At 51.2% G+C, this 23,678-nt stretch carries 17 protein-coding genes and 1 pseudogene; 9 read left to right on the top strand and 9 right to left on the bottom strand.

Annotation, left to right across the window (positions count from 1 at the left end; translation table 11 throughout):
• Positions 1 to 62: 62 nt before the first annotated feature.
• Both OPC11_RS12720 and OPC11_RS12715 read right to left on the bottom strand, forming a co-directional pair.
• Entirely contained in the window at positions 63 to 512 is a 450-nt protein-coding gene (locus tag OPC11_RS12720; RefSeq protein ID WP_264782128.1) for a universal stress protein, read from the bottom strand.
• Positions 513 to 611: 99 nt separating this feature from the next.
• Complete coding sequence (locus OPC11_RS12715; protein WP_264782127.1) at positions 612 to 1,391, bottom strand: carbon-nitrogen hydrolase family protein; 780 nt, start codon at positions 1,389 to 1,391, stop codon at positions 612 to 614.
• Positions 1,392 to 1,568: 177 nt separating this feature from the next.
• Here OPC11_RS12715 and OPC11_RS12710 point away from each other — a divergent pair, with 177 nt between their 5' ends.
• From OPC11_RS12710 to OPC11_RS12695, 4 genes are all read left to right on the top strand, one after another.
• Complete coding sequence (locus OPC11_RS12710; protein ID WP_264782126.1) at positions 1,569 to 2,675, top strand: amidohydrolase family protein; 1,107 nt, start codon at positions 1,569 to 1,571, stop codon at positions 2,673 to 2,675.
• Positions 2,676 to 2,685: 10 nt separating this feature from the next.
• On the top strand, positions 2,686 to 3,159 hold the full coding sequence (locus OPC11_RS12705) for a Rieske (2Fe-2S) protein (protein WP_264782125.1): 474 nt from the start codon (positions 2,686 to 2,688) through the stop codon (positions 3,157 to 3,159).
• Position 3,160: 1 nt separating this feature from the next.
• The gene (locus OPC11_RS12700; protein WP_264782124.1) at positions 3,161 to 4,480 is read left to right on the top strand and encodes an MmgE/PrpD family protein; all 1,320 of its coding nucleotides are present in this window, start codon (positions 3,161 to 3,163) and stop codon (positions 4,478 to 4,480) included.
• Positions 4,481 to 4,579: 99 nt separating this feature from the next.
• Positions 4,580 to 5,275, top strand: coding sequence for a helix-turn-helix domain-containing protein (locus OPC11_RS12695; RefSeq protein WP_264782123.1), 696 nt, complete (start codon positions 4,580 to 4,582; stop codon positions 5,273 to 5,275).
• 297 nt (positions 5,276 to 5,572) lie between these two features.
• On the opposite strand, the gene OPC11_RS12690 is transcribed toward OPC11_RS12695, so the two are convergent.
• Complete coding sequence (locus OPC11_RS12690) at positions 5,573 to 6,556, bottom strand: LLM class flavin-dependent oxidoreductase (protein WP_264782122.1); 984 nt, start codon at positions 6,554 to 6,556, stop codon at positions 5,573 to 5,575.
• A 419-nt stretch (positions 6,557 to 6,975) separates the two neighbouring features.
• On the opposite strand from OPC11_RS12690, the gene OPC11_RS12685 reads away from it, so the two are divergent.
• Both OPC11_RS12685 and OPC11_RS12680 read left to right on the top strand, forming a co-directional pair.
• Positions 6,976 to 8,505, top strand: a complete 1,530-nt coding sequence (locus OPC11_RS12685; protein ID WP_264782121.1) for an amidase — start codon at positions 6,976 to 6,978, stop codon at positions 8,503 to 8,505.
• Positions 8,506 to 8,664: 159 nt separating this feature from the next.
• Positions 8,665 to 8,928, top strand: coding sequence for a hypothetical protein (locus OPC11_RS12680; protein WP_264782120.1), 264 nt, complete (start codon positions 8,665 to 8,667; stop codon positions 8,926 to 8,928).
• A 452-nt stretch (positions 8,929 to 9,380) separates the two neighbouring features.
• Here the strand turns inward: OPC11_RS12680 and OPC11_RS12675 are convergent, their stop codons facing one another.
• Positions 9,381 to 10,319 carry an ROK family protein gene (locus OPC11_RS12675; RefSeq protein ID WP_264782119.1) on the bottom strand — a complete coding sequence of 313 codons (939 nt, stop codon included), beginning with the start codon at positions 10,317 to 10,319 and terminating at the stop codon, positions 9,381 to 9,383.
• 682 nt (positions 10,320 to 11,001) lie between these two features.
• Here OPC11_RS12675 and OPC11_RS12670 point away from each other — a divergent pair.
• From OPC11_RS12670 to OPC11_RS12660, 3 genes are all read left to right on the top strand, one after another.
• Entirely contained in the window at positions 11,002 to 13,350 is a 2,349-nt protein-coding gene (locus tag OPC11_RS12670; protein ID WP_264782118.1) for a hypothetical protein, read from the top strand.
• A 695-nt stretch (positions 13,351 to 14,045) separates the two neighbouring features.
• Positions 14,046 to 15,704, top strand: a complete 1,659-nt coding sequence (locus OPC11_RS12665; protein WP_264782117.1) for an alkaline phosphatase family protein — start codon at positions 14,046 to 14,048, stop codon at positions 15,702 to 15,704.
• Between the two features lie 266 nt (positions 15,705 to 15,970).
• Complete coding sequence (locus OPC11_RS12660; protein WP_264782116.1) at positions 15,971 to 17,692, top strand: DUF2206 domain-containing protein; 1,722 nt, start codon at positions 15,971 to 15,973, stop codon at positions 17,690 to 17,692.
• Positions 17,693 to 17,820: 128 nt separating this feature from the next.
• On the opposite strand, the pseudogene OPC11_RS12655 reads toward OPC11_RS12660, so the two are convergent.
• The 5 genes and pseudogenes from OPC11_RS12655 to OPC11_RS12635 form a co-directional block, all read right to left on the bottom strand.
• A pseudogene (locus tag OPC11_RS12655) lies at positions 17,821 to 18,168 on the bottom strand (hypothetical protein).
• A 511-nt stretch (positions 18,169 to 18,679) separates the two neighbouring features.
• Positions 18,680 to 19,567, bottom strand: coding sequence for a hypothetical protein (locus tag OPC11_RS12650; RefSeq protein ID WP_264782115.1), 888 nt, complete (start codon positions 19,565 to 19,567; stop codon positions 18,680 to 18,682).
• Between the two features lie 107 nt (positions 19,568 to 19,674).
• Positions 19,675 to 21,084 (bottom strand): flippase, encoded by a 1,410-nt coding sequence (locus OPC11_RS12645; RefSeq protein WP_264782114.1) that lies wholly within the window; start codon positions 21,082 to 21,084, stop codon positions 19,675 to 19,677.
• Positions 21,085 to 21,111: 27 nt separating this feature from the next.
• Positions 21,112 to 22,518 carry a sulfatase-like hydrolase/transferase gene (locus tag OPC11_RS12640; protein ID WP_264782113.1) on the bottom strand — a complete coding sequence of 469 codons (1,407 nt, stop codon included), beginning with the start codon at positions 22,516 to 22,518 and terminating at the stop codon, positions 21,112 to 21,114.
• Between the two features lie 74 nt (positions 22,519 to 22,592).
• Positions 22,593 to 23,648, bottom strand: coding sequence for a glycosyltransferase family 1 protein (locus OPC11_RS12635; protein ID WP_264782112.1), 1,056 nt, complete (start codon positions 23,646 to 23,648; stop codon positions 22,593 to 22,595).
• Positions 23,649 to 23,678 lie beyond the last annotated feature (30 nt).

The following is a 23,678-nucleotide window of genomic DNA, read 5'->3' as shown; positions in this document are numbered from 1 at the left end:
TGTGCGAAGAGGGGCCTAATAATTGACCCGTATTAGTTCATCATTTATAAGACGGGACCGAATCACCCGGTCACGTTCGACGGAACGACGGTGACCGGAACGGTGGCGTTGAGCAGTACTCGCTGAAGCGTACTCCCGAACACCGCCTTTCCGGTCGGACTGCGCTTTCTCCCATAGAGATACAGGCGGTCCACGTCCGCTTCGTCGGAGACGGTGAGAATGCTGTCCGCCGTAGTCTCCACCTGTTCCCGTCCTCGGACTTCGACGGACACGCCCGCGTCTTGGAGGATTTCACGCGCCGCCACGATTCCCGACTTTCGAGCCGCGAGGTCGTCCACCGTCATCGAACCGTCGTCGTCGATGTTCGCCCGCGTCGAAGCCCGTTCCTCCTCGTCGAACACGTAGAGCAGGAGGGCGGTCACGTCACTCGATTCGACGGCTGCAGCGGCACCCGCGACGGCTTCCGCCCACGGACGGTAATTGCGCAAGGGGAGCAGTATCGTCTCGCTCATATCGTATCGGACGGACACCGATTCGATAGTCGGTTCGTCGCACATGGTCGGCTATTAAATACTCCACCGAAGCCGACGACGAGTGAGCATCGCCGATAGCTACTCCGGCCGCACCCGCGTTCGTTCCCTGCTCTCCCGGACCGGGTTCTTTCGGCGCGCTTCCGAGAGCGTTCTCAATGAGACAGTAGCAGAAGCGACCCCGTTGCCATCCGTCGTCTTTGCGACGATATCGCCGCGCGGTCCGGCGATACAACTATCCCCGGCGTGGCGACGACCGGCCTGCGTTCCGACGTGATTCGACCCCACGACGTAGCAGGGCCCGTCGAGTGCCCGTGCGCGACACAGCAACCGCCAATCGCGTTCGAACGACTGTCGCCACGCCGCGCTCACCGCGAGCAGGTCACAGCCCTCGCGTCCGTATTCGAGCGCCAGTTCGGGGAAGTTCAGGTCGTAACAGAGCAGTAATCCGAGCGTGCCGACCGGCGTCTCGACCGTAACGGGACCGGTTCCCGCCGCGAAATGGTCCGCCTCCGCACCCCAGAGACGACGTTTTCGATAGGTCGCCACGACGCCGTGTTCGTCGACGTACACGAGCGAGTTGTACACCGATTTTTCGTCCGCTTCCGGTAGCCCGACCACGAGCGCGACCCCGGAGTCGCGCGCGACGGCCGAGAGTCGGTCCGTTATCGGTCCCGGAACCGGAGTGGCGACGGTCGAAACGTCGGTGAGGTCGTAGCCGGTTACGCAGAGTTCGGGGAAAACGGCGAATTCGACGGTCTCCGGCAATCCAGATGCCAGTTCCGCGATCGATTCGATGTTCGCGGCCGTCTCGCCGAGACTCGGCTCGAACTGACACGTGGCGACCCGCGAGGTCGTCATGGTTCCATCCCCGTACGGACTCGTTGCATGCTCGTTCGAAGCGACGCCATCACGGTAGCCCTTCGCACCTACATCTCAAGGGCTTTTATGGAACCCGCAAATTCGAGAGGGGATATATATCCGTTACAAGTTCGCCCTGACCTATAACGGGATTTCCCGAGTTGCTACTTCCAATCGATGACGAGACGACGAACGCAGCGGTCTACCGATGGCGCACCGACGCTCATCGACTGTGACATCCATCAACGGTGGAAAGACGAATCGGAGGTCATCCAGTACCTCCCCGAGCAGTACAAAGACCGGGGACTACAGGCACCGGAAATCCTCTACGACAACGTTGCGGAGTTCTCCCGACGCGACGCTATCCCTGACGACGGGAGCCATCCGGGGTCGGACATCCCGAAGATGAAAGAGCAACACCTCGACGAGTTCGGGGTCGATTACGCGATTCTGACGGGTAACTCGTACCTCAACCTCACCGCGCTCCCGAACGACGACTACGCGGCCGAACTCGCCGTCGCGAGCAACAAGTGGGCCATCGACCGCTGGCTTTCGGAGGGCGGACCGTTCGTCGGCTCGCTGCTGGCGGCACCGCAGAAGCCGAAACGGATGGCGGAGATGATACGAAATCTCGGTCAACATCCACGCGTCGTCCAAGTCGTGATGCCGATGGCCGCACAGCTCCCCTACGGACACGAGTACTACTGGCCGATGTACGAGGCCGCCGAGGAGATGGGGCTTCCGATAGCGCTCCACCCGTACACGGAGGGGCACGGCGTCACCCGACCGCCGACTGGTGCCGGATATCCGCGCACCTACTTCGAGTGGCACACGCTTCTCGGCACCTACGCGATGGGGCAACTCGTGAGCCTCGTCGCGGAGGGCGTCCTGCCGTCGTTCCCGGACCTCGACTTCGTCGTCATCGAGGGGGGCCTCAGTTGGGTGCCGCACTTCCTCTGGCGGATGGACAAAGACTGGAAGGCGCTCCGCGCGCAAGTCCCGTACCTCGAAAAGCCGCCGAGTGAATACGTCAAAGATCAGGTTCGGTTCACCACCCAGCCCATCGAAGAACCGGACGACCCAGAGCACCTCCTCCAGATTCTGAAGATGATGAACGCCTCGGAGACGGTCATGTTCGCCAGCGACTATCCCCACTGGGACACGGATTCGCCGTTCTACGCGCTTCCGCCGATGCCCGAGGAAATGGAGGCGGGTGTGATGGCTGGAAACGCACAGGAACTTTACGGACTCCCGGACGACCCGGAGAGCCTTCCGACCAAGTGAGGTAGCACATATGGAAAAACGATTCGAGATATGTCCGACGACGGAGCTGCCACCCGGAGAACGAACGATAACCGAGTTGAACGGCATCTCGGTGGGCGTCTTCAACGTCGATGGCGAGTACTACGCACTGAAAAACGACTGTCCGCATCAACGAGCGCCCCTATGTATGGGGAAGGTGACCGGCACGACGTCCGTCGAGCGCACCGGCGAAGTGAATTGGGAGGACAACGGCCACATCCTGCGCTGTCCGTGGCACGGCTGGGAGTTCGACATCGAAACCGGCCGCTCCGTATTCAACCCGCACAAGGTCCGCGCCCGGTCGTTCGAAGCCACGGTCGAATCGGCCGACGAGGAATCCGCGGACCGTGAAGCCGACCGTCCGTCCACGCCCGACGACTGTGACTGCGGTTCGAGCGGCGACGAACCACCGGTCGACACGTACGAGGTGACCGTCGAGGACGAAATCGTCGTCGTCTACCTCTGAGATGACCGTAGACACGATGGACACGACCGCTGCGGTCGCGTTCGTCCACTCGGTCACGCTCCGCGAGCTTCCATCGTCGGTCGAACGAGCGGTCAGAATCCGCGTGTTCGACACGCTCGCCGCGATGGCAGCGGGGTATCGACAGGACGGAATTGATATCGTCCGCCGGTACGCAGTCGAACGATTCGGCGGCGAATCGACCGCGACGCTGTTCGACGGCAGCGGGACGAGGGTGCAGCCGGACGGTGCGACGCTCGCCAACGCGACGGCGGCGAACGCTCTCGATATCGACGACGGCCATCGGGAGGTGAAGGGGCACCCGGCCGCGGTCGTGGTTCCCGCGGCACTCGCCACTGCGGAATCCGTGGATGCGACGGTCGAGACGTTACTCGATGCCGTCTACGTCGGCTACGAAATCGGCGTCCGGGCCGGACTGGCGATTCACCACCTCGACGGCGTGTACACCGGAACCGGGTCGTGGGGTGCGGTGGGTGCCGCCGCGGCCGTCGCCCGTCTACGCGATTTTCCAACAGATCGAACCGCTCACGCGCTCGGAATCGCCGAGTATCACGCTCCCCGGACGCCCATCATGCGTGGCGTCGAACGGCCCGGCATGACGAAGGACGGTATCGGATGGGGGTCGTACGTCGGTGCGGTCTCGGCCCAACTCGCCGCGTCCGGTTTCACGGGGTCCGGAACGGTCTTCGACGAGGTGGGTACCGGCGTCGTCGCCCCGTTCGGCGACGTCCATCACGTCACGGAGGCGTACCTCAAACCGTATCCGTGTTGTCGGTGGGTACAGCCCGGCGTCGAAGCCGCGTTATCGCTGGCGGAGTCGACCGCTATCGACCCGACGAGCGTCGAGACGGTTCGCGTCCACACCTTCGAGGAGGCGACCCACCTCCGAACCCGGTCGCCCGATTCCCCGGAAGAAGCGCAGTACTCATATCCGTTCCCGGTCGCGGCGGCGCTCGTCCGCGGACGCTTCACGCAGGCGGAACACGCGTCTGATGCGCTGTCCGACCCCGACATTCTGGCGCTTTCCGACGCCGTGGAACTGCGCGTCGATGAGGCGCTCGATGGACGGTTCCCGGGCGACTGTCTCGCTCGCCTCGAACTCGACACCGAGAGCGAAACGTACGCCTCCGACGTCACCCGTCCACCGGGTGCACGGGAACAACCCCTCGCCGACGACGTGCGACGGGAGAAAGCCCGCCGTCTCGTCACACCGACGCTACCGCCGTCGGCTATCGAAAAAACGGAGCGGCGTCTCCGTGATTCCGCCTCGGTTGCGACCCTCCTCTCCCCGTGGCGGACGTGATTGTCGTTCCGCCGCTCGTGCACATCTCGTCGTGCTGCTGGATGATTGCGATGCGGTAACGAAGAACACTTATAAAACCAGCACGCTGTCCTCAGTACGATGTTGACGTCCGAGGTGCGAGTCCGGTACGACGGCGATTGGACCGCCCAACTCGCCGAATATGATGTCTTCGGCGAATTTATCGCATCGACGTTTCGTAACCACCGGTACATCGGGATGTTGGCGCTGGAAACGAACGACTACGAGGAGACGCTCGACGTCATTCGAACGCACGAGATGGTCGATAGTATCGACGTCGTCGAACGGTACGAAACGTCCGAAGGTCGATTTGCGGCGACCGTATTGCTCCGCGGTCGTCTCACCGAACTCACACCCTTCCAGGCGCTCATGTACGAAGGCTATCTCCCCATCGGACCGACGAAACTCGAAAACGGCTGTGAATATTTCAACCTGCTTCTGGGTGACCGCGACGAACTGGCAAAGGCGATAGAACTCCTCTCGGATTTCGGGAGCGTCTCGGTCGAACGCATTACGAGGGACTTTCGACGAGAAATCATGCCGAGCCGCGCCGAGTGGCAGGAACTGTTCGCATCGATTCCACCGCGACAACGCGAGTTCCTGAACACAGCGGTCGAGAAGGGCTATTTCGAAATCCCGCGGGAAGTGACGCTCGAAGAACTCGCCGACGAGATGGGGATCACGAAAACTACCGCATCGAACCACCTCCGAAAAGCCGAACACACGCTGATCACGTTCGTCCTTCCGTACATCAACCTCGCCGTCAACGGCGACTGACGCATCCGAGTACCGGCATTTTCCCCCACGTTCGGTGCGTATCGGGGGCATTGAAGAAACCGAGTCGAATCAGAATTGCCGTTCCGCACGCGACGGTCGTCTTGACCAATGCGGTGAGACGGCGTCCTCGGCGCCGCAGTCAGTGAGGCTTCCCACGCCGGGGGAATACTAGTCAGTCGCTATCATCAGAACCGCGGGTTCTGATTGATTCACGAGAATCTGTCTCCCAAACACTGGCAGAGGGGTCAAATACAAATACGGAGTCGATGAGACCTCGCTTTCAGCCGAATGCGGTCGTCAGTAACTCGACGGTGCCAACGCTTCGATAGTCCGCTCGGTCATTCCTTCGTCGGCGTTGCTCGGGATGGTCACCAACGGTCGGGTGATGCAGTCGATATCGGAAATCTGCTGAAACTGTTCACGGGCTTGTTCCGGCGTTCTCGCGACACCGAGCGCCTCGACCATCTCGTCGGTGACGTTCCTAATGGCTGTCTGGCGGTCGCCCTCGCGCCACGCCTCGGCGACGGCGGCCGCGTCGTCCGGGAATCGACGTGCAACCGATCGCTCGTAGCCCCGACCGTTGCCCACGTAATAGGCGACGTGCCCCCGGATGGCGTCCTTAGCCGCCTCGACATCATTGCTGACGGCGGCGGGGACGTACGGCGCGACATCGATGTCCTCATCGCGACCGGCTTCTGCCGCGTGGTCGGCGATGTACTCGAAAGCCTCCTCGAGGTCGGGGAATGGCACGTTGTGAGGAATCCAGCCGTCGCAGAGCCGTGCGACGACGCGCCGATTTGCGCGGCCGAGCGCGGCGTGATAGATGGGTACGTCGACGTCCAGCGACGGGAAGTCCCGAACCGAAAAGACGTCGCCATCATACTCCACACGCCCCTCGTCACCGAGAAATGCCCTGGTTAGTTCGATGGTCTCGTGCGCCCGTCGGACCGGGTTGGGGTCGTCCCACCCCATGCCGTGGAGGTCCTCGATGGCCTTTTTCGTCGACGTTCCGACGCCGAGCCGAAACCGACCATCGGAGACCTGGTCGAGCGTGGCTGCCGTCATCGCCAAGACGGCGGGGGTCCGCGAGAAGACGTTGAGGATTGCCGTCCCGAGGTCGACCGTCTCGGTGTGGGCGGCGATGTCGGTGAGCTGGACGACAGAGCTCGTCCCCCAGAGTTCGCCGAGCCAAAGGCCATCGTAGCCGAGTGCTTCGGCGCGAACGCTGAGTTCGGTCTGGTCGAGGGTCGTCACCTGTGGCAACAACAGATCGATTGGCATGGTCTTTCCCACGTGCCGGCGAGTGAAAACAGGGCCGGACGGTAGAGACGGGATATCTCCGTCCAGTCAGGAACGCAGTTGAGTTACACCACCCAGTCTAACTAGTAATACTGAACAATCATACTTTCCAGTAAGACTGAATGGGGAGTGATTCCTCATCCGAAGTCGCCGAGGGCATTCTGCGGTCGACACAAGATGCCGAACGGGTTTGAGAAACCGATTCACGATACCCCGGAACGGTCGCGGGCCGCACGCCCGGGCTGATCGGTCGTGAGCGAAGAAAAGGAGACGCCAGTGAGCTGTAGTCACTGGAAGACGATACGCCGCGCGCGGGCATTCCGTCCACGTACACCAGAAATTCAGGAATATTGTTACCGACCCACGTGATTAATAGTTTTGTAGACCGCCTTATAGAGGGTATGTCAGACGTTCCACCGAACATTCAGCCACCGACGCCCGAGGAAATCCGGGAGAAAGCAGCCGAACACTATATCGACCTCACTGACGAGGAAGTCGAAGACTTCCGCACAGCGATTCCGGGGATGCTCGAAGCCTACGAACGCATCGACGAACTCGTCGAGCCGCGCCCGAGTCGGAAGTACACTGACCGTGAACCGGGATATCGACCGAGTGCCGAGGAAGACCCACTAAATGCGTTTGTGACGAAATGCGAGGTCAGCGGTGCTGATTCTGGTCCACTCGCCGATTACGAAATCGGGGTGAAGGATAACGTTGCAGTCGCTGGGGTCGAGATGACGTGCGGTTCGAAGCTCTTCGAGGGCTATGTACCTTCGAGGGACGCTACAATCGTCACGCACCTCCTCGACGCCGGCGGAACCATCACCGGAAAGATGAACATGGAGGATATGGCGTTCTCGGGGAGCGGTGAGTTGTCGGCGACGGGCCCTGTCTTGAACCCTCGTGACCCGGAGTACATCGCTGGCGGTTCTTCGAGCGGGTCGATAGCAGCGGTCGTCAACGGCGACGTGGACGTGGCCATCGGCGGCGACCAGGGCGGATCGATCCGTATCCCGGCGGCCTGGAGCGGCGGTGTCGGCCACAAACCAACTCACGGCCTCGTTCCCTACACGGGCATCGCGGGGCTCGGTCGTTCGTTCGACCACATCGGCCCGATGGCCACCACTGTCGAAGACTGTGCTCGTGTCCTGGATGTTATCGCTGGCGCGGACTCACTGGACCCGCGTCAAGGCTACGTCCCAACTGACGACTACACAGACGCACTCACGAACGACCCCGAAGACCTGACGATCGGCGTCGTCGAGGACGGTTTCGGCCACGAACAGAGCGAATCAGGCGTAGACGAGACGGTTCGCGATGCGCTGGATCATTTCGCTGATGCCGGTGCGGAAGTGACTGACGTCTCGATTCCGATGCACAAGGATGGGTTACCGATTTGGAACGGCATCGTCATCGAGGAGACGACGGCCACCGTCAACAACGAGGGTATCGGACACTTCAGCGACGGCTACTACGATACACAGTTCATGGATGCCTTCGGCAAGGCACGCCGCGTACAGGCCGATGATTACCTCACGACGGTCAAGTTGACGCTCGTCCTCGGTCAATACCTCGCTGACGAGTACCGGAGTCACTACTATGCGAAAGCGCAGAACCTCAGCCGGGCGTTAGCCGACGAATATGACGACGCACTCGCCGACGTTGACGTCCTGGCGATGCCGACCACCCCACAAACCGCCCACCGACAGGACGACGACTTGAGTCGCCTCGAAGTCATCGACCGTGCGCTCAACATGCTTTCGAATACGGCACCGTTCGACGTTACAGGTCATCCGGCGCTCTCTGTTCCCTGTGGAACGTCCGATGGCCTTCCTGTCGGTCTGATTTTCGTCGGTGAACGATTCGACGACGATACCGTTCTCCGCGTCGGTCACACATTCGAACAGCGACACGACTGGAAGGAGTTCTAAACGGAATCGGCGATGTGAGGTCGTTTACTCGTCCTCAAGTGCCGCGTAGATGGCACGTGACGGCGTCCGTCAAACGTTCCCATCTCCAGAGCCGTCTTGCGACGTTCCTCGTCGCTCTCAGCGGGGTGATATCGCTCGTACTATCTGTATGGTGATGCTGTGCACTCTTCTCGCCAACTCACTGGCTACCGCTCAGGTACCGAGTCAGTCATTGCAGTCAACTACGCCATCAACACAGATCACTACGACCCCCACACCGCCGCCTACCACCACCACGAGCAGTCCGACCACTACGACATCGAAACCGACCACTACAACCGCGACAGCCACGACGACGAGTTCTCCACCAACGACGTCGCAGAGTTCAACGACGCAGAACGCAAGGTCGGGCGGATGGTCCACTACAGCCGTTTCCACGAGTGAAGAATCCGGTTCGACCGACAAAACCACCGACAGAGAAGAAACCACACAAGTAACTCAATCTCCAACAGATTCTACGACTTCCCGACCAACGACAGAAAAGAACAATAGTACAGGAAACTTCCCGCAATCGCAGGGCGACGCGGGAAGCTCCCAAAACGGGACAGGTGGTTTTTCATCGATTCTACTCGCTTTGCTTGCCGTTGGGGGTTTCCTACTCGTTGGTTTCGTCGGTACTATTGCAGGCTGGAAGTATCGTGATAAAATTGTCTCAGGGCTCGCAGGCGCAATGAAAAATATCTCGTTGGGGAGTTGGATGTCAGTGAGTTAGACTCCAGTGAAGATAGTTCCTGATCAACTGGAGATTGAATGTGATTAAAATAACACCACCGAGAAAGTGGGTCATATACACCACGTTTCGACACTGAAGTAGTTCATCTGTCTGGCCTCGGAACTCACACGACTTCTCTTTCAGGAGATCCGTGTGCGAGCGCCCCATAGAGACCGATATCATCACCTAACTCCGTGATTTGGATGTCAGGTCTCTCGACATAGAGATAGTCATCGAGATACGTTCGAATGCCGTCCAAGATTGTTTGCTGGTTGTTGAGCGCAACGCCTCCACCGATAGTGATGAGGCCGGGATTGTACGCATTGCAAAGTGTTCCGATGCCAGCCGCATTATACTGGGCAATCTGATCAAGATACTCCTTAGCGACTGTATCACCATCGTTTGCAGCCTCGAAAAGATGCTCTGCCTCGGAGTGAGGGCCATCTCGAAGCGTCGTTTCCCGGTCGTCAGTTTGCAGTCGGTGGGCGACATAGTGTGGAATGCCGCCACCGGAACAGATCGCCTCCCACGCTCCCGGAACGCCGAAACTACTGAGACCGGACGTCGGTGCAACGGGAAAGAGCCCAACTTCTGCGGCCTGGCCGGATTCTCCACGGAGGAGTCGCCCGCGTTCGACGACCCCAGCACCGATACCGGTGCCGAAGGTGACGTGAGCTACACAATCGTATGCATCGTCAGCACCGAAATACCATTCCCCAAGTGCGGATGCACTACAGTCGTTCGCCAGAAAGAGAGGGAGGTCACATTCGGACCGAATCACACTTCGAAGATCGATGTCGTGGATTTCGGTTCCATATTTGGTATCCATTTCCCGAATGATTCCGTTCGAAGTGTCAACGAGACCAGTACAAGAGACAGCAACTGCAACAATCGTCGCAGAGGTGTTCTGTTGTAGTTTCTGAACTGCTTGGACGATCTGCATTGCGAGAATTTGCGGTCGTGTCGGTTCGACTGCAATCTCGGTGAGAAACTCCCCTGCCGGTGTCCCGACCGTATACCGGAAGTGAGTACTTCCGATGCCGAACACCGCAATTCCATCCATGACATTTACTCCGAAATATTCCCGTATAAACCTTCTTGCCCGCTATTCGACGGTCACACTCTTGGCAAGATTCCGAGGTTTGTCGATAGAGCGGTCTTTCTGATTCGCGATGTGATAAGCGAGCAGTTGCAGATATTTCTTTTTCCGAACGGATACCAGCACAGCCGCCTACACCAATGATGAAGCCACAGGGGAGAAAAGAGGCATCGATGACATATTCCAATAGAAACACCCTATTGGTTTCCCTGTGAATGGCGGTAATGAGAATTCGCCCCTATCTCACCACGAATGTATCGTACAAAGAATCGATGAACTCTCCGTGCAATACGTTTGTATCCGTTGCTGATGAGCCGAGTTCAGATCCGTATGCATCCCAGACCTGTTGTTTACCTCTTTCTGTTGGTTAATAATAGAGGGTAGACCACTTTGTTAGGGACGTGCTTCTATTTACAAATCATCTATATTTTTCTTTCAGGCTCATCATAACAATTTGTGCGAGCATTATAATTGAGCCACTAACATGGGTAAAACCATTATTCGTCAGGAGTTTTCGGATGGCACGAGCAATCAGAGAGAAACCGAGACAGTTCCCGGTGACAAGCAATCAGAAAGTACCGTAGAGATCAGTGAACACTCGAGCGATCAAATCGACCGCAGGAACTCGTCGAAGGGAGGGATGTGAATGCCGACCTACGACATCGTCGAAGAAGGAGCGGACGATACCGGTGGGAACGCCATCGACGGCGTTCTCGAAAACCTAGTTGGCAGCGATACGACCATCATCTTTCCGCCAGGAACCTACAAACTCAACGAACTCATCGTCCCGTCGGGGACTGACAGGCTTGAACTCATCGCGCCGGACGGTGCACGCCTCGTTCCCGGACGGTCGGGCGACGACATACCGTGGGTCGACGTCTACTCACGAGGCTTCGTGTTAGATGGTTTCGAACTCGACATGCGGGACACACCGGTCCCACCGTTCGTGCGGATGAACTCCAATTCAGGAAACTGGGAACTGAGGCGGCTCATTACGCGTGGCTACGTGCGAGCGGCCACTGATACGAACATTGGGTCGAACGATTCGGGCGATGCGCGCACGTACTTCCGGTTGTCAGCGGAAGACGGAACACGTGGGCTGCTCCAGGACTGCTACTTTCACGAGGGGTCGTGCGCACCGGATGAGGCGAGCAATCGGCGTGCAATCCTCGTCGAATCTGGGAAGGGATTGCTCACGTTCAACCGCTGTTGGTTCGAACACTGGGGAGAGAACACTATTTACGCAAAGAAGCCGGAAGGGGGCATGAAAATCCTGAACAGCTTCGTCCGAAATTCACAGAGCGGGATGCGACTCGGTGGCAACAGCGAGGTTCGTAACTGCGTCTCGATCAAAGATGCCCGACATCCGATACAGGCGTGGTCGGGTGGATCGCTCCAACGCGGCGTGAACGTGGAGGCGAACGTACCGGCGGACCCGTCGGACGGCATCAACAGCTACGATGGAAGGATTACTATCGCCGACAGCGACTTCTACCATCGGTATCCGGATAGCAGCTGCGGCGGGGCGATCACGGCGGTAGCACCGTGCCAGGAAGTAGATGTCCGGAGGGTCCGAATCAGCTATGATTCGACGAAGAATCACGACGCGATATACACGTACGAGGGCACGATGTACGACGGAACGCCCGCGAATCTAGAGTATTTGCGACTCGAAGACGTGCAAGTCACCAACGACCACGATTCGGAGTATGCCATCTACATAGGCCAAGAGCCGAATACGTGGGGACCGGTGTCCGGTGTGTTAGGTGGGAGTGGTCCGCAGACGAACTCTAGTTACATAGCGAATTGGATGGCCATCAATGGCGGTCCCGAACAGCCGAATACGACGCCACCGTTGCCGAGTCCACCGCCACTTGGAGAGATACCGATGGAGCCGTCGCAACTCGTTCGTATCGATAATACGGGTAATGACTCGCCGACGACGTACGAGATTACGGCGGGCGATTATGTCCTTCCGGCGGGCAACGATGGTGCGACGATAGCGACGGAGTGGGTGCCAAATGGTGGGCCGCAACGGCCGCCGAATTCGGAGGTTGCTACTGGAACCGTTCCAGCTGGAAGGGTGTACGCCTATTATGTGACTGGCGGCATCGTCTCGACGGAGGCGGACGGGCCAGCTACTTGGACAGTTGATGGGGATGTGTATAATCCTGGTACTGAGGGAGTTTTGATGACGGATACGATTACCAGTGGTGTACAGGAAAGCAGAGATGAGTGGAAACAAGCGGATTCGGTTGTGCAACCGAATAGTGTTGTTATCGCAAAGCCACTGTCTTTCAATGGTGGCCAACCAGCGCATGTCCGCTTGCGAAACGTCACCGATGGCAGCTTCGAATTCAAACTCGAAGAATGGGAGTATCTTGATGGATACCACTTCAGAGAAACATTCCATACAGTGGCCATGGAGCCAGGTGAACAAACATTTCAGTTGGCGGATGACACATCGTTTCGGATGAAAACAGGGACAATCGGTGTCAGCATTCCTTTCTCGTCCGTCTCACTCGGGGAGTTCTTCGGGACGGAAACACCGGTTGTGTTCGCACAGGCCCAGACGTTCAACGGATCGGACCCAATCGTCACGCGGCTCCGAAACGTTTCCAGTAGTTCGTTCGACGTACGTCTCCAAGAGGAAGAGGAGAAAGAAGCAAACGGTGGGCACACGCTGGAAACGGTCGGCTACATTGCACTTCAGCAAGCATCGGGCGTCCTCAACGGTAGACCGTTCGAAGTCCAGCAAACTGGAACAACAGTCAACGCGAATTGGACCCAATTCACTTTCGACCAGCAGTACGACCAACCGCAATTTGTCGCCGGTATGCAAACGTTCAATGGGTCGGATACGGCGAGCCTTCGGTATCGGAATCTCTCGAGCACCGGCGTCGAGGTCAAAGTCGAAGAAGAACATAGTACGGATACCGAAACGGGGCATGTAAACGAACGCGTCGGGTATCTTATTGTCGAAGGTTCTATGTAGGGATCTCAATCTTGATTACTGAATATTCTTAGAATTCCGTGAGTCATCTGAACACAATAGTTATGATAACTTCGTTTTGCGTATCGTCGGACAGGGCAGACGACTACATGATAGAAAGAATCATCTAGCTACAGACAGGGTTCACTATAAGGCAGGGTCTGAATTTCCTCTTGGAATAACCATACTCAAGCGTCGAGAACTTAATCAACAATCGCAGACGAAGAGCACAGGAGTCGCTGCTTAGCTCCTGTGGCAATCGAAAATATACGCGATCCCCTGACAGCAGACATCTGGGTCATATATAGACGAAAAAGATAAATTCAAAGTTTTAATTAAGAGAATATTTGAATTTGCAGATAATAAAGACAGTCGAAGTACAGGAGGTTACATCATCCTCCCTCACAAAAAAGAGAACTAAATCAAATCGCAACTAACTCAAGCAATGTCTTGTCTCAACACATAAAGCACTAATACCATCCGCATCAATCTCATCTTATGTCTATTTGCCACCAACATCGGGATCGCTATGAACAATTGGCAGCAGAATTGTCAGGGTTCGAGAATGGAGAAGAGCTTATGGATTTTGTGCTCGAACATACAGCCAAGGAACTTAGCGCTCGTAATGATTCTGCATTTGAGGATGACCTAAATGAAGAAGTAGTAGAAGAACGCCTACAAGATCTGGGTTACATGGAATGACTACCCGCACAGTCTATCATATAGGGTTGGACGGAGTCCCGCCTCACCTCCTTGAAGAAGCGATTACTCGAGGTTATACACCCGAACTCGCGGATATTAGAGCTGAAGGGGCAAGTGGAACCACAAAAACGGTCGCTCCACCCTTATCAATGGCCGCATGGTGCAGTTTCTCAACTGGGCGAGATCCCGGAGCACACGGAATCTACAATTTCATACTCCGAGAGGAAGGAAGCTACAAAACGCGATTCGCAAATGGCGACATCCTCCATGCAAATTCGATACCAATTTGGGACTATCTTGACTCAAATGGTATTTCGACAGGAATAATGAATTTGATGGCAGGCTACCCACCTTCAGAATCAAGTGGCTTCCATATTGGAGACATTGTAACATCCCCTCCAGACGGGAGTTTCATTTATCCCAATATTCTCGCGGAAGAGATTGAGGAAAAAGTCACCTCGTACGAACTGGATCAGTATACGCCATACACCCCCGATAAAACAGAGAGACAACTCCAAAAGTACTTAGATGGACTCTTCCGAATGGATGAGGAGCGAACAAATATCGGTAAATACCTCATTGAGCAAACAGAGAACTCAGTCTACAGCTACGTCTTTTCTGCTCCGGATTCAATTCAGCACTGTCTAGCACACATCCGCGATGAATCACATCCCGAACACGAACCGGGCTTAGTTGAGACCTACGCGGATAAGCCTCTTGAGCTTCTCACAATCTACGACGAATTTCTAGGATGGCTTAGGAGCTATATGGACGACGAGGATGTTCTCATCGTTCTAAGCGACCACGGCCATAGTCCAGTTCATGGACAGATTAATTTAAATTCGTGGCTATATAACAACGGGTATTTATCACTTGAATCGACTTCGCTAACAAAGTTGAAGCTCTTTGGATATAACCATCTGTTTAACACCTTTGAAGCAATTCTCCACCGATTGGACTTATTCGGAACAGTGAAAGAAGCTGTGGCAAAGGCAGAAGGAGATGATGAAGATGGTGACAAAAGTGACAATTATGGGTTGAAAGATTTATTGACAATTTCACGGATGGACTACGACTGGAATGAAACCGTCGCTTACACTATTGCCAGTGGTGGGCAAATCTACCTAAATACATCAAATGATCACCCTGCTGGTTGGATTACAGCAGAGAACTACGATGATATTCGAGAAGCTCTTCGCAAAGATCTTCTCAATATTCGAGATCCAAAGACGGGAGATGAAGTCATTGAGAATGTCTACTTTGGAGAAGAGGTGTACAGTGACGAATACAAGAACACCCGTCCGGATTTAATTGCACTCCCAGTTGACGAATACCAGATCCAATATCCACAGACTATGAAGACTAAAGAAGTCTTCGGCTCTGCTCCTAAGCCCGGGAGCCATTCATCCGAACATGATCGTACTGGAATCTTCTTAGCTCTTGGCGGAGGTGCCAATGGACAGGATGTCAAAATGGACATCACGGATTATGCACCAACAACACTAGGTCTCCTTAATCAGCCGGTTCCAGCACCAATGACTGGATCTATCCGAGATGATGTTTTTGACGTTGATGCAACAGTTAGTGAATACGACGGGAGGGTGGCAGCAAAACGTTCGGTTCGTCAAGTGACAAAGACAGTTAAAAATTCGTAATTGGTAAAATCTGTTAGAATAGAGATGGATGAGAAGGCATCTAACCGCTGCTAATTGTGAATCCAGGGACACAACATATTTAAAAATTGTAATATTAATATACAATAAATATTTATATGGGGATAGAGTACTTAGCACCATATGACAAATGCAATATGTCTAACCAATGTACCATATTATTAGAATTTCTATATGTAGTTTGTATCAGTTAATTATATCAACCGAGATGAGCAATATTCAAGGCACAAGAAATAATCTATTCTATAGTGACCCCATCTCCGTCAGTGCCTAAAATACTCACACCCCTTCTTTTCCCGATTATTGCCGCAGCGGGTGCAATAGTACTCCGAAAAACTGGGCTGCCCTGGATTAATTGGGCACTTTTACTCCTCATTTCGATTTATCTCATTCTTACCTTAACTCAGCCAGAACTCAGCCGCAAGGAAGCGGCAATAGCTTTGTTTGGAATCGCGCTATCGCTGGCTTTTCTTCATGCATTCCGCTCCCCATACATATCAATTAATGGAGATATACCTTTTGAATCATTTGTGTTCAAAGAGACCCTTTCGAAGGGATGGAATCTTACTCGGTATAACGGTAGTGAAAAATGGATGCGATATATCGGATTGACATCGGTGACAGTGTACCCTACTATGGTTGCCCATATCACGGGATGGAAGATCGATGTATTCCGGGTTGGCTATCGAGTAATTGAAGCAACAATACCAATTACCATATTTGCGATCTTCGATCGATTGACTGATCGTCGCACTGCATTTGCAGCAGCTGCACTTTTTCCCCTTCAATGGGTATTTATTACGCTTATCGGAAGCATCGCAAGGATGAATATAGCATATGTGTTATTTTTTGACATAATTCTTTTGCTCACACGACCATCAATCACGTCGGAAAGACGTGATTTTATTTTGGTAATCCTGCTCATAACAATAGTTCCAACACATTATACGGTGGCCATTATATCAATTATTATATTTATTGGATACATTATATTTAAAAGTATAATTGAGACCATTCACAATAGTCTGTTTACAAGTCATCTTTCCGAGGCACCCCCTCTTTCTGGAAACGTTGTATTGATTTTAGGTGGAATTGTCTTTGTTTGGTATGGATATGTCTCTACAGACATTCTTGTCGGAATCGCTAGCGGTATTATTGGTCTAATTGCATCAATAGAATCAATAACAGCCTTTAACATAAGTGGAGGTGGGAACGGAAGTGGAAGTGCTCCACTTGCAGCAACACTAACAAAAGGAGTGTACTACGGAACTATAGGTATTGGTGGAATCGGACTCGTGGCCGCCTGGCGATCTCAAGGTAGAGACTCGCTCTCACCGATGTGGGTTGTATTCGGTATTGTTGCGTTTATTGGTCTCGGTGCGACGTTCATAACAACACGGTTCTTTGGGGGATATGGCCCGTTTCGAATGTTTTACCAATTACTCCCTTTTATTTCTATTCCCATCATCATCGGAGTTAGCGTTTCCGCGAGGGTAGTTAACAATGTTCTTAACATTAACCGTGAGCTACTAGCTCATATTGTTGTTGCAGTGTTTCTGGTTATCCACCTGTTTGCAGGAACATACGCGTTTTACGATTTGACTGGAACTCCCCATGGGGAGTTATTCGCTACAGAGGGAAAGCGGGTGGATACGTCGCTGGTTAATCCGTCAGAGGACGAGATGGCACGGTGGATAAACGAATATGCAACTACCGGAGTTCCGATTTGGGCTGATTATCATGGCGAGCACATCATTGCGAGATATAAAGCAGTTGAGGCCCGGGATGGGTTAGGCCTAGTGGGTGTTCGACGTCAATCGATATCGGACTACATTATTCTGAGAACAGAGAATGTTGATCAATCAATGGTGAATACAAAATACCGAGGAAAGTACGATCTTTCCCGATTAAGACAAGTAATCGAGAAGAAAAACAAAGTATATGCGAGTGGAGCAGAAGTCTACCGTTAATTCTATGTGCTACTATTCATAACTACGGGTTAGATACTCCACATAAATTATCTATGAATAGTATCATTTGGCACTGTCTAATTTGGCACCTCCTCGATCGGCTTTCGTCCATCGAGCGATTGGTGTGGTCAGAGATGGTTGTAGTAGTGTCCAAATAATGCAAGCCATTGGCGGACGCTCCGCCGACTTCCCACGCACGAATTATGGAAGCGGCCAATCCGCATCTTGAGAGTGTGAACACTTTTCGATCAGGTTTCGGTCAGTGTAGTCGGCCTGACCCCTCAATCCAAGTCGTGAGAAGACAGTCCGATAGTCGAACTGGTCAACGAGAAACACGGTGTCTGAGAGATTCGGTTTCTCCTCGAGCAACCAGTCGCGTGGAGCCGGACGGCGAACACCCTGACGGGCATCGCCGTCCGCTCCCAAATTTCTTCTAAATCTGGTGCATAGCACTCGCTGACCAGGTCGGCAAGCATCTTGTCCAAACCATTCAACGACCTGCTCGCTTCTCAAACTGGCTTAACTAGACAAGTACCTATTGTTTGTACATCTTACACTGGTTAAACGATGCCATTCAATGAAGTCATTCTCAGCTGTGGCGGGAATCATAAAACTACCAATTGAAGCTATGAGTTCGGTATGAGACATACTCTGGTTAATTGTGAAGCCGTCCCTCTGTGAGAAGAATTTATTCGTGAAAATACGCTAATATTCTTAAGTTAAATGCCCTTTAGCTGATACAGAACGTCGCCAAATCCAAAAATCCACTCTTCAAGGAGAAAGTAACCACATAACAAGGACAACTGACAACACATCATTTCGGAATCGTTAGTCTCACGGTTGTTTGATAATCTAGAAGGGATTCTCATCAACGCTGAGGAAAGACAAATACCCAGTAAAAAGTCATTTATGCGTTTGTCACCAAGATAATTGAGGAAGATTCCAAATTTGGTTTAGTGTGGGTCGAATAATGTTGATTGTCTAAAATCACATATACCCAAGGTCCTTCAATCGGTCGCTAACGTCTTCTTTTGGCGAGTCTCGTTTATAACTGTCCCCATCAAAAATATCCCTCCGTTCCTCAACAGGAAGTTCCAACCACGGGACAGTCAACAATTTATCAACGTGATTTCCACGCCAATGGAATTGGCCAGAGATGGGTATCGGACTTCCACGTTCGCTAATTAGATGGCCGTGGTCCGATGTGATAACTGTTTTTCCGGGGAGCTCATTGAGCATATCACTAAGCTCTTTGAACGTCCAGGAGAGTGTTTCTTGATAAGCATTTAGATACGTCTCCGAGTCAGTCTCTGGCGTTCCAAGGCGATTAAATTCAACCCCTAGTAAGGGATGACTCTTAGCAGTTTCTCCGATAAATGGTCGATGTGGTTGGAGATAGTGTGCAATCAATCGTTTGTTTGGATATTGCTCAACAGTTTCGAGGACGTCCTTATTCATAGTTTCAGGAAGGATTGTCCCCCATTCTGGATGCCAATCATGTTGGTTCCAGACCTCAATTTCCGCATGAAAGCTGCAGTTGATTTCCTCACGATGTTTGTAATATTGGGGGTTCGCGGATGCATAAACAGTATCCGTGAATTCTTGATTTCGAAAATTCCCCTTTAGAAATTCCACAGTAGCCGAACCTCTCGACTCTACTGCTCGTAGTTCACCGCTAAATGGATTGAGGTCTCGAAATATGTCATAGCGACACGCGTCCAAAAGGATCAAGTTGTCCCAATCCTGAGCCATGATATCAATTCCGTTTGGGTTTATATCGTTACCAGCTCGCTTATGATGGTAGATTCGGTTGAGTTCACGACCGAATATTTCAGGTTCGGATAAAGCAGTCCGAAGATCCTCTATCGAGTACATTTACTTATGATTTATATTCACGCTGTATAATTGTTTCTGAAATCCGGTTGGCTATAAAAAGACACATATTAGTGAAATTCAGAAATGCGATTAAAATAGATTAAGAATCATATGTCATGGTTGATTATTTGTGAGATTTCGTTTCGGACGTCTGTATGGATCCCCACCAACAATCCGTATACGAGAGCGGAAAAAGTCAGAACCAGCGTGAGTTCAGTAAGGTTACTAACATTGATCATATTATCGATGAATTGAATCATAATACCCATAATAACGCTTGCAATCATAAACCAGCTAATAATATTCGGGAGAGTAACACCGATCATCTTATCTATGAAATACCATTTGATCAGTACCATCACCCCATATGACAGCAATGTTGAAATTGCGGCACCTGTGATACCAAATAGAGATACTAGACCGATGTTTAGCAAGATATTACAAGATGCACCAATCAAAGTAGCAATAGCGGTAATACGAGGACGATTCATTGCACGTAAAGAATAACCAACAACCTGATCGACACCTTGTACGATTTTTTGCCCAACAAGAATAACAAAAACAACTCCAGCAAATGCATACTCTGATCCATATACTATAGAAAGAATTTGTTCAGACAAAACTAAGGTGCCAACAAGAGCGGGAAAAACTAGGACCAACGAAACGGCCAACATTTGTTCTATCGTGGTCTGAATTTTGGCATCTTGTCCATTGCTATCCCACGAACTAACTAAAGGAAAGAAGCTAGTTCTGGCCGCATGACCGAGTAAAACAGTAACACCAGCGAGTCTCCATGCAATTTCGTATCCACTAACATAACTCTGAGAAAGGAAGAACCCAATTACGAGAACGTCAGTCCAATTATAAACACGCCAACCAGCCTCGGACACCATTTCAAACTTTGCGTAGGAAAGAAGGGATCGAAAATTGGCAATTGTCGCATTCCCCCAATTAACTCTAGCGATATAAATTGACCAAAAGGAGAGTAGAATCAGAGTTACAATATACGCATAAATCGCTACATCAACAGTCGGTACAAAATATATACCTACCGATCCAAAAATTAATAATCCAAGTTGCTCAGAGGCAATCAATGGTGCTGTTTCAGCTACTCGTAGCTGTCCATTTATTATCCGACGAAATATGGTATAGATATCCTTTGCAATAACACCTATTATGAGTGAATATTGGATATTCGATCCGACATATCCATTTATATAGCTTCCGGATGCGAAAACAATAGAAATAAACAGCAGATAGAGCACCAGTTTTGGAAGTGCAATCGTTGCAAGAATATCTTCAGGAGGCGATCCTTCACTGATTCGTTTTTCGACAGCACCACTAAATCCAAAATCAACAAATAACACAGAAACACCCAAAATAGCCAAGAACAGAAAAAAGACGCCCATTTCATGACTATCAAGGATTCGTGCGAAGATAATTAGCGCTAAGAATGATGCAACTGCATTGATTATCCGAGCAGTCCCAATGCGACCAAATGAGTTCCAAACATTCATAGATATATAATACGATTTAATCTGAATTTAGACATAACCCAGTTCTCTTAGGCGACTTTTAGTTGCTTCATCAATTTCCCGTGACTTTCCTGCTGCAATCGCACGTTGTTTAACTTCCTTTAGACCATCATTAAACGAGGCAGAGATATTCTCGGGGATGCTTGACACTACTAATTCCTGGCAGCAGTGATTATCTGGATCGAAACGATACGTTTCCTCATTACCTAGTGAATCATACTGATATTTTTTCTCATCCTCATATACACATCGAATTGCTCGGTCCCAATACTCCTTTTCAGACGGTGGGTCCTCACCTGCTCCCATTCCAATAAGTTCCGCCATGACAGGCTCAGATTGGATTCTTTGGATTGACTCATCATGTGCAATTGCCGTTATTATATCGCCCAACTGTAGATGAGATATAAGCTCATCATTAGTAATATTTTGTGACTCTTTAGGTAGATTTATTATTTCAAGAGGAACATGGAGTAGTGACTCAGAAAGGCTACTTTTGTGATCAATCAAATAATCCTCTGCTGGATCACCCATATTCTCTCCGTGATCTGCTGTAATTATGAATGTCGTTGGACGATTAGTTTGTGATTGTATCTCGTCAATCATATCATTAACAATGTTGTCCAGATACTCAACACTCGCCTCGTAAAACTCATGTCGATATTGTAAATGAGTACGATACTTTTCGGGATTCTCTTGAATTTCCCAGACGCTTTCACCTTGACTTGTCCAGGTAATTGGTCCTGAAAGATGGTCGCGATCAAGTCCCCAAATATACTCGTAAGGAGTATGCGCATCCATGAAATTTATAAACATAAATTTAGGAGTACTCTGGGACGTTAACTGCTTTGTTGCTTCGCGAGCGATAAGTCGAGCGCCATCATCCATTGGGTTTGGTATCCCAATGGCAGATGTGGTGCTTTGGATTTGCGTAGCAACACCGTTAAGAAGACTTTTGATCGGCTTGTCATCATTTATACATGCCTTGAGATACTCAATATAGAGTCGGGCTCCTCTTGCATCCGTATTATGGAAGAACGCCGTTGCATTCACTGCATCGGCATAAAATTGGTAACGTGGTGCATCTATGAACTCATTGAAGAATTTATCAAATCCATAGGAAGGACCGGCAAAGACATTGGCGCTAATTCCTATAGTTTCGAATGAGTTGGGGATGTCCGATAAAAACGTTTCTTCCTTAGAGATGTCTTCATAAGACTTTTTATGTGTATGAACACCATGTTGACTGGGTAGAAGTCCAGTTAGGATGCTGGCGTGACTAGGTACACTCCAGGAACTTGCAGCACGACATTGTTCATACGAACAGTCTGATCGAGACCGCAGCTGGCTTGCAAACTCATCAAATACATCTTTTCGGACAGAATCCAAACAGATGAGGACAATATTTCGACCCTTCATTATTCAATCCAAATTATGACATAGTTGTCAATACAATCCATAACTATTGGTTGTAGATATTCCATCATCGTATATTAATTTGATGGTTTTGTTTTATTAATCGCGGACTTATACACGGCAAGTGTCTCTTCTCCACATGATTCCCAACTAAAACTACGTGCTCTTTTCCTACTTTTGTCCTTAAGACGGTTCCGTAGATCTGGGTCAGTAAATATATTATTTATTTTCCTAACATATTTTTTTGTATCCTCCGGATTACAAAGTATACCAGCGTTGCCGACAACCTCCGGTAGTGATGCAGCATTAGAAGTAACTACCGGTGTACCTACCGCCATGGCTTCCAAGGGAGGGAGTCCAAATCCTTCGTACCGAGAAGTATTTATATAGATATCTACAGCGGCATACAATGCTGGAAGATCTTCATGTGGAACGAACCCGATGTTGTTTATTTTATTCGAAATATCAAGAGCATTAGAATATGATTCTGAATTTTGTAATGGTTTCGTACGTACTAGATTCACATCATCTGGCAATTTTTTAATTATATCTAATAATGTTCCGATATTTTTAGTTGGTTTGTCAGTTCCAAGGTGGAGTAAATAGCGCGTGTTTTTATTTAAATCATACTTATTCCGAATTTCGGTAATCTCTTTATCAGATACATCTCGATACTGTTGATCAACACCGTTGTATACAAGTGATGTCTTACCTTGAGCAGATGGATATAGCTGGAGTAAATCTTTTTTTGTGAATTCAGAAATTGCAATCAGATTGTCTGCAGTTTTGATACCATGAAACAGAATACGTCCAAGTACTTGATCGATTGGCCCCGTCGGACGCGTTAGCCAGACCAGGTCGTGAATTGTCACAACAGCCGGAGAGAAGGTGTCATAATATGCAAGACTTGCCATATTTTGGTCAGCGATGTGATACACATCGTATGAATCTGGTATAAAACGAGAAAGTGAGAATATAGCAGCAAGACGGGAAGTGCGATCATCAAGCCTGGATAGAAAACCACAGGAATAATGAATTCCTAATGGAACCTGAATTTTTTTCTCGCTCCCATCATATCCTCGCCGAATCAGTTCAACTTCTTTTTTATCAATGTAATATTCTGTAGCCTGCACATTGGAGAATGAATTTAACGTTCGGTACAA

Source organism: Haladaptatus sp. T7, assembly GCF_026008575.1.
Lineage (GTDB): Archaea > Halobacteriota > Halobacteria > Halobacteriales > Haladaptataceae > Haladaptatus > Haladaptatus paucihalophilus.
The sequence above is the reverse complement of the archived record's forward strand: the minus strand, read 5'-3'. Positions and strand labels throughout refer to the sequence as shown.